Raw genomic sequence first — 13,532 nt, 5'->3', positions numbered from 1 at the left:
TCACGGCAGACCGTCCCTCGCCTCCCGTCAGTCCCTATCTATAGGCACAATCTACATTGTTACGTTATCACTTTTCATAATGCCTATTCGGTGATATTGTTATGTTGTAACAATACATGGAGGGGTTAAATGACTACTGGACGCACACTGCCAATCACCGCTGCCGCGACCGGCATGACCTTCGGGCTTTTCTATCTGATGCAGGCGCTGGTCGCCTCGAATGTCATCGACATCAAGGAACCCAAGCCCTATGTGCCGATCGATTTTGTTTTAACACAGCAGCCCGACAAGCCGGTCCACGAACGCACCCGCGTCGACAGGCCGAAACAGGTCAAACCGCCAGAGACCAAGACGCACTTCCCGCCTCGTACGGAAACCGGGACCCACATCCCTACCGGCATCCCCCCGGTCGCCCCCAGTCTCCCCAAGTCAACGGACCGGATCGACCTTGGCATGGTTGACGGCGAGAAAATCCCCATCGTCCGGGTTGAGCCGCAATATCCGCGCCGGGCGCTCGAACGCGGTATTGAAGGCTGGGCCGTCGTTGAATTCGCGGTCAATGCCGACGGCCAGGTCGAGAACCCGGTCATTATCGACGCTCAGCCCAAAGGCTATTTCGAGCACGCGAGCCTGAGTGCCGTCAGCAAGTTCAAATACAAGCCCAAGGTGGTCGACGGCCATGCCGTCCGCTCGACCGGCGTGCGCTACCGCATGACCTTCACCCTCGGCGATGACAAGTAGGAGGCTGCCATGACACGCACCCTGCCCCGTATGGCCCGGGCCCATGCCCTGAAGCAAGGCCCCGACCTCACCCCGATGCTGGATGTCGTCTTCATCATGCTGATCTTCTTTGTGGTAACGGCGAGTTTCGTCCGCGCGACCGGCCTCACGCCCGACCTCAGCCGTCCGCTTACCGGCCCGGTCTCCCCCATGGAGCCGATCGGCTTCCGCATCGATGCGGGCAACCGGCTGTTCCATAACGGCCAGCTGATCGCCCCCTTCTCGGTCGGCGCCATCGTCAAGGCCGAAAGCACGGCCCGGCCCAAGGCGCCTGTGCTGATCGTCGCCGACCCGGCCGCCCACACCGACATGGTGGTTCGGCTCTATGACGAAGCCCGCAAGGCCGGCATCAAGCCTGGGCACATCGCCGTCAACATCAAGTAAGACGGCTTGAAAGCGCATGAAGAAAGGGCGGCCCCCCACAGGGACCGCCCTTTCTTCATGCGCACCCTTTGAGGGCTCAGCGGGCCGTCGCGGTGGCCGGCTCCAGGGCGTCATAGACATATTGGCGCATATCGTCCCGAAGCGGGTACACATCGCTCGGCAACACGTTGGTCATCATGATGGCAATCAGGTCGCTTTTCGGGTCGATCCAGAAAATGGTGTTGGCCATGCCGCCCCAGAAAAATTCGCCCTTCCGCGCGCCGTGCCCCTGCTTGCCCGGGTCCTTCACCACCGCAAAGTCGAGCCCGAAGCCGAGGCCCGCCTTGCCTTCGTGGATGCCCTTGAGCCCTTCGGGCAGATGGTTGGTGGCCATCAGCCGCACGGTTGCGGGCTTCAGAAGCCGTACGCCATTCAGCTCACCCCCGTTCAGGAGCATCTGACAGAAGCGCCAATAATCAGCCGCGGTGGAGACGAGCCCGCCCCCGCCGGAGAACAGCACCGGCTGTTTGGTGAAATCCTGATAGAGATTGCCGCGGTAAGCCGCGAGCGCGTGTGTTTTGGCGTCGACCGCGTAAATCTCCGCCAGGCGCGCCGCCCGGTCGCCGGTGGCGGCAAAGCCGGTATCCTTCATCCCCAGGGGCTCAAAGATCCGCTTCTTGAAAAACTGGTCGAGCGTCATGCCGGAAAGCACCTCAACGAGCCGCCCCTGCACATCGACTGCGAAAGAATAAACCCAGCGTTTGCCCGGCTGGTACAGAAGCGGTTCGGCCGCGATCTTCTTGGTCCACTGGCCCAGCGTCTGGTTGAAGTCGGTCACGCCGTTCGCGCGGTACAGCTTATCCACCGGCGTGTTGCCGAACACGCCGTAGGTCAGCCCCGCCGTGTGGCGCATCAGGTCGAGGATAGTAATCGGCCGGTCGGCGGCCACGGTTTCCACTGTGCCGTCCTTGTCCGTGGCTTTATAAACGCGGGCATGGGCGAACTCAGGCAGGTATTTGGAAACCGGATCGCTGAGTTTGAAGCGCCCCTCTTCATAAAGCATCATCAGGGCGACACCGGTGATCGGCTTGGTCATCGAATAGATGCGGAAGATGGCATCGTCCGTCATCGGCACGCCCGCAGCCTTGTTCAGCATACCATAATGAGCGAAATGGATGACCTTGCCGTGGCGGGCCACGAGCGTGGTGGCACCTGCCAGCATTCCCTTATCCACATAGGCCTGGAAATGTGCATCGAGCGCGGCAAGTTTGGCGACCGATACCCCTTCAGCCCCCGGCCGCGCGCGCGGCAATGGGTCCGCCACCGTTCCTTGCGTGGCCACGCCGAGCCACACCACGCACACCAGCAAAATCCGCAACAGCGCCATATTCCACCTCCCAGTCTTGGCTTCTTGCAGCTTAAGATAGCCTATCCGGGCGGGCAGGCAAATTGCCTCCGATATTTCTCCACCCCTCATTGCGAAAATTCTTGAGATACGGGAAGGGGACCTTATACGGTCATCTCCGGGGACTATTTTATCAGGGACACCATTATGAATTTCACCACGTCCGTTAAGCGCCTTGCTCTCGTGTGGACCACACTTCTATTTACCTTATGCATCGCGGAAGCTGCGAGTGCTGAAACCTTCCAGCTTCCTTTCGGCGAAACCACCCTGTCCTTCGAGCTGCAACCCGGCTATTGCCAGGCTGACCCGCAATACCGCTTCGATCAACGCTGGCTGGATTTTCAGAAACGTGTCACGGCAGAAAGCGGGACCCTCCTCGGTGCCTTTATTGACTGTGACTCACTGTCAAAGCTCCGTATCGGTCAAATCGTCATGATGAAGCGGATGATGATGATGTTTGCACCCCCCGTCGACCCAACTGAAGCCAAGGCGCTGCAAACGCTCCCTAAATCTCAGGTGCTTAGCGGTATCGCCGAACAGTTCACAAACGGCGTTCATGTCGACTATGATCAAGCGACCGATAAGGTACAGTCTGCTATCGACCAGCTTACCGCTGATACCAAATCCATACCGGTAGACATTAAAGGGAGCACTCCCTCTCTTCTCAAGAAAACAGACAAAGGCGTCTTTGCCGCCCTGATAACCCAGGTCCAAATGGGAAGCAAACAGGGGCGTATGGCGTCGATGATGGGCTTTGCCGTCGTTCAACATCACCTTGTGGCGGTCACTTCATACCGTCTCTATGAGAATGCGGATACCATTAAGGGCATGCTGACAGAGGTGGAAACGGTGGTAAACAAAGTGACTGCCGCCAATGATAAATAGGCCTCATCACGCCAACTAAAGCGTGCTGTTTGCCCACTGCTATCAAAAAAAGCTGGGGGCAGGCCGGGCTCGAACCGGCACGCCCGAAAGAACCGGATTTTGAAGCCGGCAAGGCAGACCGGGCGTTAACGGTAGCCGAACCGTTCGTTCACCGAGCGCATTTGTGGCGTGGTCTCGTAGATTTCCAGAACTTCGGCTGAGGGCTCACGAACCTTGGCTGCAATCTTGCCCTGATAGAGGTCACGTGCCCATTCGGTTTCGCTCGGCTTCATGCCGTCCCACAGCGTCAGCTTGTCGTCCGAATGGTCATGGAGCCAATAGTCCAGCATGGCGGGTTCGAACTCATGCCCCATGTATGTCACCAGGTCCTTGATGGTCTGCTCCGGCCGGGCCGTAAGCGCTTCATAATGCATCAGATAGGCACGGCTGAAATAGCTGTGATACTTGACCGCATCCAGATTGTACTGGAGCCACAGCATCATCGCCCTCTTGGCCGAGCCATAGGCGCGTATGAGCGCCTCGCTCTGGCCAACCTGTCGCACGTCCCGGACAATATGGATGAGCGGCACGTCGCCGAAGTCCATGAAGATGCGCGGCAGATGCCGGGTGTTGGTCGGCTCCTTCACCACCAGGGTCTCCTTGCCCTCATGGGCCAGGATGGCCGCGAAAAACCGCTTGGGGTCATCCAGCGCGAGCGTGGGCGGCACGCCGATCAGTTTGCTGATCTTGATGATCTTGTCGAGCCCGACATTCTGGTCGGACGTATTGAGATAATAGCCCGCCATCGGAATTTCGAACGGTGCGGCAATCCTGCTGTGACTATCGAGAATCCGCGTTAAAAGCGTCGAACCCGACCGCTGTGCACATGTGCAGAAAAACAAGTTCACTACCGGGTCCCTTCCCGCTGCGTCACCTTAACCGCCCACCGCTCAACCGGGCCGGTTGACAATGCCGATGAGGCGGCCCAGGCCACCATAGGCCGTCCCTTGCTGAGCGGCAAGACTGCCGCCGGGGTCAGCGGCCCAGCGCCTGCGCGGATGCGGATACCGATATAAAGAAGGTGAATGGTGCCCCCGGTCGGACTCGAACCGACACTCCCGAAAGAACCGGATTTTGAATCCGGCGCGTCTACCAGTTCCGCCACAGGGGCCCTGAGGCTGACGTCATTTGACGTGGCGCATCATATAGCCTGTAAAAAGCACGCGAGCAAGATTGTAATCACCCCGGCCCGTTGCTAAGGAAGGAAACCATAACAACAAGGACCCGCCCCGTATGATCAGGCGCCTCTATGACTGGACCATGACCAAAGTTTCAAGCCCCAAAGGCGAACGCTGGCTCATGGGCCTTGCCTTTGCCGAGGCGAGCTTCTTCCCGATCCCGCCGGATATCCTGATGATCCCGATGATCCTGGCGGACCGCAAACGCGCCTGGCGGCTGGCGACCCTCGCGCTCATCGGCTCGGTCATCGGCGCGGTCTTCGGCTATCTCATCGGGGCCTTCCTCTATGAAGCCGTGGCGCAGCCGATCATCGCCTTCTATGGCCTTGAGACGCAGTTCGACACCTTCAAGAGCTATTATGCCGACTATGGCATTCTGATCATCCTCATCGCCGGCTTCACGCCGATCCCGTTCAAGGTCTTCACCATCGCGAGCGGCGTGGCAGGGCTGAACCCCGTACTGTTTTTCCTGACCTGCATCCCGGCGCGCGCATCACGATTCTATCTGGTCGCAGGACTGTTGTGGCGGTACGGTGAGCCGATCCGCAGCTTTATCGAAAAACGGCTCGGCCTCGTGATATCGCTTGTCGTCGCCGGTATCATCGGCGGCTTTGTCGCGCTCAAATATATCGGATAGACCCATGCCCAGCACCCTCATGTCCATGCCCAACCGCCAGCCTGTCCTGTTCGCCGGGCTGGCCGCGCTTGTGATCCTCGGCTCGGCTTATGGGTTCCAGGCTGCAGGCTACGCGCCGTGTGACCTGTGCTGGCTGCAGCGCTATCCCTATATGGCGATCATCCCCATCGCCTTCATCGCCCATTTCATCAAGGCGCCGGTGAAGCCGGTGCTCATCCTCCTCGGCCTCCTGTTCCTCGCGGATGCGGGCATTGCCGCCTACCATGTCGGCGTTGAACAGAAATGGTGGCAGGGACCGACCGAATGCACCGCCTCCGGGCTTTTGAGCGACGACCCCGCCGAAGCCCTGAAGGCGATCATGAACGCACCCTTGGTCCGGTGCGACGAAATCGCATGGTCCCTTTTCGGAATTTCCATGGCAGGCTATAATTTCATCGTGGCTTTGGGGCTCGCGCTCTTCAGCCTGATCAGAAGCAGAAAGGGCTGACGCCATGGCAAAAGCTGCAGCAAAAGCTGAAACCGACATCTACCCGGCGGTAACCGAGAAGACCGCGCCCGCGCGCCCGCTGCCCGGCGACCGGGATGTTACTGTGCTGACCGAGCGCATGGTCCGGGTTGACCATGCCGGTGAGTTCGGCGCCGTGCGCATCTATTCGGGCCAGCGCGCTGTGCTGGGTGAGCGCCACCCGATGGCCGGGATGCTGCGCCACATGCACGCGCAGGAAGAGGTCCATCTCGACCGTTTCAACAAGCTTATGAACAAGCGTGGCGTACGTCCGACCGCGCTGTCGCCCTTCTGGGACGTGGCCGGTTTCGCGCTCGGCGCCGCCACCGCGCTGATGGGTGAAAAAGCCGCCATGGCCTGCACCGCCGCGGTCGAGGAAGTGATCGACGAACATTACCAGAGCCAGCTGGACACGCTGGATGGCGCCGACCCGGAACTGGAAGGCATGATCAAGACCTTCCAGGCTGAAGAGGTCGAGCACAAGGAAATCGCGCTCGAAAACGGTGCTGAGGACACCCCGGGCTATCCGATCCTTTCAGGCGCCATCAAGGCCGGGTGCCGTGCTGCCATCTGGCTCGCCAAACGCGTCTGACGCTACCGCACGCTAAAGCAGCGATGAAAAAGGGCGACCGTCATGGCCGCCCTTTTCCTTTAGAGATGTGAACACCGCTTACGCTTTGACGGATACAAGACCGCCGTTTTCGCTTTCACCCTGCTCACCCAATAGCCCGGCCCCCTTAAGCGCCTCGACGATCGATTTTTCGTCATCCGCGCTCAGGTTCGAAAGGTCATAGTTCGACAGCACATCCTTCAGGGTCTGCAAACCCTTGGCATTGAGACCGCCGCCTTGCCCCGCTCCGCCGAGACCACCTGGACCGCCCGGGCCACCCGGACCGCCTTTAGGCGGCTTGAGCCCGGCTTTCTCCCCCACGGCCTTCGCATCGAAGCCCGCGGCCTTGAAGGCCTCGGCAAAGCCCTTGCCCGGTTGGATACCGGCATCCTGCAGCTGGCTGACGATTGCTTTCGCATCGTCCTTCGTCAGCTTGCTGGGGTCATAATTGGAAAGGATATCGCTGATCTGCTTTTTCTGGTCGTCTGTCAGCGCCTTCCCTGGCGGTGGGCCGAAATGCCCGCCTCCCTGTACGCCACTGATTGTCGTCATGGTCTAGCCTCCTGGATCATAGCACCCTGTCACCCAACGAGTGCTACGAGACACAAGGCGCAAACCCTTCGCTGAAGTCTCATATTCCGTGCCTTCCCCTCTTGACCCCGCCCCCAAACACCCAAGATAGGCTAAAGGCGCATGGCGGGGGGCCAGCGCCAAAACGCATAAAAGACAGTGAGGAAAACGTGACGACGGAAACCACCCGCACGCTCGAGATGCAGCGTGAAGAGTTCAAGAACCGCCGCCTGATTGCCACACCGCTTGCCGGCACCATCGTCTGGACCGCGCTGGGCGTGGCCGGGGCCTTCCTGCCCACACCCTGGGCCGTGCTCACCTTCTATATCGGTACCGGCTGCATCTTTTACCTGGGGCTTCTAATATCCCGCTTCACCGGCGAGTATTTTTTCGACAAGTCGAGACCGAAGAACACGTTCGACACGCTGTTCCTGCTCGGCAACCTGATGGCGCTTCTGGTGTTCGCGGTCGCGATCCCGTTCCAGCTGCAGGACCCGACGTCGCTGCCGCTGTCGCTCGGTATCCTCACGGGGCTCATGTGGGTGCCGGTCAGCTGGATCATCGGCCACTGGGTCGGGCTGTTCCACACCTTCAGCCGCACGGCGCTCGTGCTGGCGGCTTGGTATCTGGTCCCCGACCACCGCTTTACCGTCATCCCGGCGGTGATCGTCGCGGTCTATCTGGTTTCGCTGGTAGTGCTGAACAGGCGCTGGCGCGCGCTGCCCCAGCAAACCGAAGCAGCAGCATAGGCAGGCATAGCCGCCTCAGCCTTTCTCGAGCTCGGTGTCCCAATAAAGAAAATCCCGCCAACTTTCATGCAGATAGTTTGGCGGGAAATGACGTCCGTTCTCGTGCAGCTCGTGGTTCGTGGGCCTGTAGGGCCAGCGCGCGGGCTGCATGTGGGCTTCTTCCGGCGTTCGCCCGCCCTTCTTCAGGTTACAGGGCGCGCACGCGGCGGAGATATTGCTCCAGCATGTTCTGCCCCCTTGCGAGCGCGGGATGACATGGTCAAATGTCAAATCCTCGGTCGAACCGCAATATTGGCAGGTGAATTGGTCGCGCAGGAACAGGTTGAAGCGGGTGAAGGCCGGGTAGCGCGGCTGGCGCACATATTTCTTGAGGGCAATCACACTGGGCAGACTGACCGCCGTTGACGGTGAATGCACCTGCCGGTCATAGACAGACAAGATGCTGACCCGGTCCAGGAACACGGCTTTAAGCGCCGTCTGCCAGTTCCAGACACTGAGTGGGTAATAGCTGAGCGGCCTGAAATCGGCGTTCAGCACAAGGGCCGGGCAACTGTCCGGCGAAGGCAAGTGGGGTGTAAAATTCACACCCATAGTCCATCCCCCGTTCTGGTTCTCAACAACCGCGCCGGGTAGGAGGCCGACGATAGGGTCGGCCCGCCACATGAGGCACTACTCCGACACGTCTGAAAATCAAGATACAGTGTTACGCCTTGATGACAAAGCCTTATATTGTATGTGCACGGGGTCCGGGGCAGTGCTTTTGGGCGGCAAGTGAGTCCCGTGCGCCACACCTGGGACAGGCATCATTCCTGTTTTCATCTGGACCGGGATTCTCTACTCTCCGCCCATGACCCCAGTAATGACCACAGGCATGACCACAGACCGGCCAGACACCTTCGTCACCCGCTTCGCGCCCAGCCCGACAGGCAGGCTCCATAAGGGCCATGCCTATTCGGCGCTTCTGGCTTATGCCCGCGCACGCGAAGAAAATGGCCGCTTCCTTCTGCGCATCGAGGACATCGATACCGTTCGCTGCCGGGAAGACTATATCGAAGGGATTTACGAGGACCTGGCCTGGCTCGGGCTGACGTGGGAGACCCCGGTCCGGCGCCAGAGCGAGCATTTCGCCGACTATGAGGCCGCGCTTGACCGGCTCAAAGCCATGGGCGTCATCTACCCCTGCTTCTGCACCCGCAAGGAGATCGCGGCTGAGATCGCCCGCGCGCCCTCAGCCCCGCATGGCCCGGACGGGGCGCTCTACCCCGGCACCTGCCGTCACCGCTCGGCGGATGAAAGGGAGGCCCTGATGGCGAGCGGCAAGGCCTACGCCTGGCGGCTCGACCTCGCCGCCGCGCTCACGCACATCGGGGAGCCGCTCACATGGAAGGATGAGTTGAAAGGCACCGTGACGGCAGAACCGGAAACGCTGGGTGATATCGTGCTCGCCCGCAAGGACACGCCGACGAGCTATCATCTCTCGGTCGTCACCGATGACGCGCTTCAGGGCATCAGCCACATCATCCGCGGCGAAGACCTGTTCCACGCCACCCACATCCATGTGGTCCTGCAGCGCCTTCTGGGCCTGAAGACCCCCATCTACCACCACCATGGCCTGCTGCTTGACGAGCACGGCCAGCGCTTCGCCAAACGCAACCTCTCCGTCACCCTCGCCGACATGCGCATGCACGGCATGACGCCTGAGGACCTCAAGGCCCAGCTCCTCAGCGCGTAACGCCAGAAGAGGCAAGTCCTGTTGTATCGGCAACACATCCTCCCCCGCGCGCCATAGCCACAACCGGTTATTGACTACAAAGCACGCGCAGGCCGTGCTGCAATAATGCTCGATTCTTTTAAGACTGTTTTGTTACGTTTGATGGGGGACTGACCGATGGCCACAATTGTGGGCACCAACGGAGACGACGGGCTTAATGCCAGCAACAATGGCGACACTCTGATTGGCGGCGACGGCAATGACACGCTCATAGGGGACAGCAATGCCGATAGCCTGTTGGGTGGCATTGTGCTGATCGATCACGGCAGCGGTAATACCATCATCCTCGTTAGTATCGACATCAGTCTCATCAGCCAGGCTGATTTCGTGTTCTAGGGGGAAATAGATGTGGATGCGGGCCTTGCTGACAGCGGCCCTCTTCCGTCAATCAAACACCCGGGAAGCATCCTCACAAAAATAAACCATAGTTTAAATTACGGAAGATCACGGACAGAAAAATATCTGTCAGCCTAAATGCAATATTGACTTGCGAAAAGACTACCCGTAGCAAAGAAAAGATTTTAGCCGAATGTCTGAATTTAGTACGGCCAATTTGTATTTCGCCGCACAGGACATTTCAATTTCGAACATAACAGGCTGAGGGGACCAGCCTGACGGTAAACCGGACAGAAAAGACCGGTATGCCGTATTTTGGGGGGGGCATCTTGTGAGAATTTCTTTTTACGGAGAACTGCCGTCTTAACGCGCCGTGACTGAAACGCATGACAGCGGTTCCCATGACGACCCCCATACTGGCGGTTCCTTCGGCACGCCCATAACGTCTCTCCCTGATTTTATGTGATTTTACTATAGGACGATCCATGGCCAACTATACCGGGACCAGCAACCACGACATCTTCAGGGGCACAGGCGCGGATGACACAGTTACCATGCTGGATGGAAACGACTATGTTTTCGAACCCGGCGGCATCAATACCGTCAATATGGGGAATGGTGATGATACACTGGGCATCGCGGCAACAGCAGCCCTGACCGCCAATGACCTGAACGGCGGCAACGGCGACGACCGCCTGGATATTCTCCTATACGACCCCAGCCATAATACGCTCAACTTTGCCGACCTTACGGCTGTCCATAATTTCGAGCACTATGCCCTCTATTCTCAAAACAATTATTTTTCGGTAACGACGACCGACGCGCCGGAAGATATCGTGGTCTCCACCTATAATAATACCGGCAACCTGAAGAGCCAGAACGACTATGACCTGGCGACCGGGGGCGGCAACGATACCATCTCGGCCACCGACTCCAACCGGGCGTTTGGCCACGTCGACGCAGGCGCCGGCGATGACGTAATGACAGGTATTGGCTGGTTCGCGGGAGGGAGCGGGAATGATAGCATTTCCGGCTCTTTTTATAATATCATCGATGGCGGAACAGGCGCCGACACGATGTCCGCGTCCGGTGAAGCCTATTTTGTCCTGCGCGCAGGCGACGGCGCAGCGGACGTCGCCAACGCCGACCTTATCTATGATTTCTCCCCTTCAACGCCATACCACCCCCAGAGGTTGGCGCTCGATGGCCTGCAGCGGTCTGACCTTTCCCTCAGCGATACCGATATTAACGGCCAGACCTCTGCCGTTGTTCGGCTTACCGCGACAAACGAAATTCTGGCCGTGGTGGTCAATGTGCCTTCCGCCAACCTGGATAACAGCTTCTTTATCGACAATGCCTTCGTCGGGCAGAGCTATACCGGGCACGCACTCGACAGCATTACAGGCGGCCTGGGAGACGACACCATCACCACGGGGGCGGGCTCCGAAACCCTTGAAGGCGGATATGGCGACGACAGTTTCATCGTCAGCAATGGTCAGTCGTCATTTCTGGATATCGCAGGCAATGAGGGAACCGATACGCTGGTGTTCGGGGACAATGTATCGCTGTCCGACCTCAGCTTCAGCCTCGGTGTCATTGCCAGCAGTAGCGTTACGGCAACAACCTATAGCTATATGCCGCAAATCCAGTTCGGCGACCAGACCATCCGTATAACGGGCATAGAGCAGATTAAGGTTGGCGGCACCACGTATCAGGTCCATCTCGACTATTTTGAAGGCATCAATGGCGTCATGCTCCTGTCCCCCACCACGCATGAAGCTTACCTTGAGACGGTGACTTCCTATCCCCTGCTCCGGTTCAATGATGCCTATCTCGCGGATGGCTGGAGCCTATATGGCACCAGCAGCAGAGATTCTATCCTCGGCTCGGAAGGCGCCGATAGCCTTTATGGCGGCGCTGGCGACGACGTTCTGTACGGCGGCAATGGCAGCGACACGCTCAATGGCGGTGCAGGTAATGACAAGATCATAGCAGGCCTCGGTAACAATCACCTCGATGGCGGGACCGGAACGGACCTGGCCGAATATTTCTACTCCTTCAGCTTAGGGGGGGATGAGCTCGGCCTTAGCGAAGGCATTGTCGCCGACCTCGCCGCCGGCACAGTCACCAGCGCCGGACTTAATGACCAACTGACCAGTATCGAAAATATCGCCGGGTCACTGTTTGACGACACCATTTCCGGCGATAGCGGCAGTAACAGCCTGTATGGCGGCAGTGGCAACGATGTTATTGACGGCGGCAGTGGCAACGACACCGTCAGTGGCGACAGTGGCGATGATACGCTTGATGGCGGCGCGGGCGGAGACCTGCTTGACGGCGGAGACGGCATCGACACCGCGGACTATAGTAGCGCGTCGGGTGCGGTTACCATCGACCTCGCCACTGGCACAGGCAGTGGAGCCAGTGGCAATGACACACTGGTTGCGATCGAGAATATCACCAGCACCGCTTATGGCGATCATATCTCGGGCTCAGGTGCCGCCAACCTGTTTTATAGCGGTGCCGGCAACGATACGGTTTACGGCGCCGATGGCAATGACACCCTGTTCGGTGGCACCGGCAACGACACCATGAATGGGGGCAACAATAACGACCTCATCGCCGGACAGGCCGGCGACGATTTCGTCTCAGGCGGCGACGGCAATGATACGGTGACAGCCGGTGACGGCAATGACCAGGTCTTCGCCGGGACTGGCAATGACGCCCTGCGCGGGGACAATGGCGACGATATTCTGGGCGGCGGCCCAGGCGACGACCTGGTCATCGGCGGCTCCAGTACCAGCAGCGTTACCTTCGGCACGTCCAGCACCAGCGGGGACGGCGCTGACACCCTGTTCGGCGGCGACGGCAACGACACGCTTGTCGGCGGCACATGGACCGACACCAACAACACCGGCATCGTAACGCTCGCACAGACAGGCAACAACCCGGGCGACGGCGCCAACGTCATCTGGGCCGGCAGCGGCGATGACAAAGTTTATGGCGCCGGGGGCCACGATGTGCTGGGGGGCGGTGTCGGCAATGACGACATAGCAGGCCAGGACGGCAACGACATCCTTTATGGTGGCCCCGGACCGGCCAGCCAGTCCAATGACACCCTGGATGGCGGCGTGGGCAACGACACCCTCTATGGCGGGGACGGCAATGACCATCTGCTGGGCGGCACCGGCAAGGACCTGCTTTATGGCGGCGACGGCTACGATACGCTTGAAGGCGTGGACGGCAATGACACCCTTTATGGCGGTGCTGGCAACGACAGCCTCACTGGCGGCAGCGGCAACGACACCCTCAATGGCGGCACCGGCGACGATACGCTGACAGGGGGTGACGGCGCCGATACGTTCGTCTTCAAGTCAGGGCACGGCAATGACACGATCAAGGATTTCAACACCGATGCCGACAGCCTGAACCTGTCGGCCACGGGGATAAATTTCACCAGCCTGGCAGACATTCATGCGCACGCCAGCACCGTCACGATCGGCGGCGTCTCCGGCCTCTGGATCGACACGGCCGGCAGTGACACCATCTTCCTTGTTGGCCTGACCACGAGTGACATCGACCATATGGACATCACCTTCTGACGGGAATGGGCACCCCTGCGACGGATCGCCACCCTTGTTAACCCTTGCTGTTCAAGGTGAGAGGCCTATAGTGGGGCCATTCTGAAATCTTGGGTGAGTTTA

Annotated in this window: 14 protein-coding genes and 1 tRNA gene; 10 read left to right on the top strand and 5 right to left on the bottom strand. The window is 59.3% G+C overall.

Annotated features, from left to right (window positions below):
- Positions 1-129: 129 nt before the first annotated feature.
- Together K6118_RS05045 and K6118_RS05040 are read left to right on the top strand one after the other, a co-directional pair.
- A complete protein-coding gene (locus K6118_RS05045) occupies positions 130-741 on the top strand; it encodes an energy transducer TonB (RefSeq protein ID WP_247119130.1) in 612 nt (203 codons plus the stop codon).
- Between the two features lie 9 nt (positions 742-750).
- Positions 751-1,164 (top strand): ExbD/TolR family protein, encoded by a 414-nt coding sequence (locus tag K6118_RS05040; protein WP_247119129.1) that lies wholly within the window; start codon positions 751-753, stop codon positions 1,162-1,164.
- A 76-nt stretch (positions 1,165-1,240) separates the two neighbouring features.
- Here the strand turns inward: K6118_RS05040 and K6118_RS05035 are convergent, their stop codons facing one another.
- Positions 1,241-2,530, bottom strand: coding sequence for a serine hydrolase domain-containing protein (locus tag K6118_RS05035; protein WP_247119128.1), 1,290 nt, complete (start codon positions 2,528-2,530; stop codon positions 1,241-1,243).
- A gap of 165 nt (positions 2,531-2,695) precedes the next feature.
- Here K6118_RS05035 and K6118_RS05030 point away from each other — a divergent pair, with 165 nt between their 5' ends.
- Positions 2,696-3,433: a hypothetical protein gene (locus tag K6118_RS05030; protein WP_247119127.1), complete on the top strand. Its 738-nt coding sequence runs from the start codon at positions 2,696-2,698 to the stop codon at positions 3,431-3,433.
- A gap of 125 nt (positions 3,434-3,558) precedes the next feature.
- Here K6118_RS05030 and K6118_RS05025 read toward each other — a convergent pair whose 3' ends face one another.
- The gene (locus K6118_RS05025; RefSeq protein ID WP_247119126.1) at positions 3,559-4,320 is read right to left on the bottom strand and encodes a sulfotransferase family protein; all 762 of its coding nucleotides are present in this window, start codon (positions 4,318-4,320) and stop codon (positions 3,559-3,561) included.
- A 178-nt stretch (positions 4,321-4,498) separates the two neighbouring features.
- A tRNA-Leu gene (locus tag K6118_RS05020) sits at positions 4,499-4,583 on the bottom strand.
- Between the two features lie 122 nt (positions 4,584-4,705).
- On the opposite strand from K6118_RS05020, the gene K6118_RS05015 reads away from it, so the two are divergent.
- From K6118_RS05015 to K6118_RS05005, 3 genes are read left to right on the top strand one after another with little or no spacing between them, the layout of a single operon-like run.
- Positions 4,706-5,287 (top strand): YqaA family protein, encoded by a 582-nt coding sequence (locus tag K6118_RS05015; RefSeq protein ID WP_247119125.1) that lies wholly within the window; start codon positions 4,706-4,708, stop codon positions 5,285-5,287.
- Between the two features lie 4 nt (positions 5,288-5,291).
- Positions 5,292-5,774, top strand: coding sequence for a disulfide bond formation protein B (locus K6118_RS05010; RefSeq protein ID WP_247119124.1), 483 nt, complete (start codon positions 5,292-5,294; stop codon positions 5,772-5,774).
- 4 nt (positions 5,775-5,778) lie between these two features.
- Positions 5,779-6,384 (top strand): demethoxyubiquinone hydroxylase family protein, encoded by a 606-nt coding sequence (locus tag K6118_RS05005; RefSeq protein WP_247119123.1) that lies wholly within the window; start codon positions 5,779-5,781, stop codon positions 6,382-6,384.
- A 78-nt stretch (positions 6,385-6,462) separates the two neighbouring features.
- Here the strand turns inward: K6118_RS05005 and K6118_RS05000 are convergent, their stop codons facing one another.
- The gene (locus tag K6118_RS05000; protein ID WP_247119122.1) at positions 6,463-6,954 is read right to left on the bottom strand and encodes a hypothetical protein; all 492 of its coding nucleotides are present in this window, start codon (positions 6,952-6,954) and stop codon (positions 6,463-6,465) included.
- 188 nt (positions 6,955-7,142) lie between these two features.
- Between K6118_RS05000 and K6118_RS04995 the strand changes: the two genes are divergently transcribed.
- The gene (locus tag K6118_RS04995) at positions 7,143-7,721 is read left to right on the top strand and encodes a DUF7010 family protein (protein ID WP_247119121.1); all 579 of its coding nucleotides are present in this window, start codon (positions 7,143-7,145) and stop codon (positions 7,719-7,721) included.
- 15 nt (positions 7,722-7,736) lie between these two features.
- Here K6118_RS04995 and K6118_RS04990 read toward each other — a convergent pair whose 3' ends face one another.
- Entirely contained in the window at positions 7,737-8,312 is a 576-nt protein-coding gene (locus tag K6118_RS04990) for an HNH endonuclease (RefSeq protein ID WP_247119120.1), read from the bottom strand.
- 280 nt (positions 8,313-8,592) lie between these two features.
- Between K6118_RS04990 and gluQRS the strand changes: the two genes are divergently transcribed.
- From gluQRS to K6118_RS04975, 3 genes are all read left to right on the top strand, one after another.
- On the top strand, positions 8,593-9,453 hold the full coding sequence (gluQRS, locus tag K6118_RS04985; RefSeq protein ID WP_247119119.1) for a tRNA glutamyl-Q(34) synthetase GluQRS: 861 nt from the start codon (positions 8,593-8,595) through the stop codon (positions 9,451-9,453).
- A gap of 156 nt (positions 9,454-9,609) precedes the next feature.
- Positions 9,610-9,828, top strand: a complete 219-nt coding sequence (locus tag K6118_RS04980) for a hypothetical protein (RefSeq protein WP_247119118.1) — start codon at positions 9,610-9,612, stop codon at positions 9,826-9,828.
- 485 nt (positions 9,829-10,313) lie between these two features.
- Positions 10,314-13,430 carry a calcium-binding protein gene (locus tag K6118_RS04975; protein ID WP_247119117.1) on the top strand — a complete coding sequence of 1,039 codons (3,117 nt, stop codon included), beginning with the start codon at positions 10,314-10,316 and terminating at the stop codon, positions 13,428-13,430.
- Positions 13,431-13,532 lie beyond the last annotated feature (102 nt).

Origin of the sequence: Kordiimonas marina (assembly GCF_023006325.1) — a bacterium.
GTDB lineage: Bacteria > Pseudomonadota > Alphaproteobacteria > Sphingomonadales > Kordiimonadaceae > Kordiimonas > Kordiimonas marina.
Note: the sequence above shows the minus strand (reverse complement) of the source record. Positions and strands in the feature narration are given on the sequence as shown.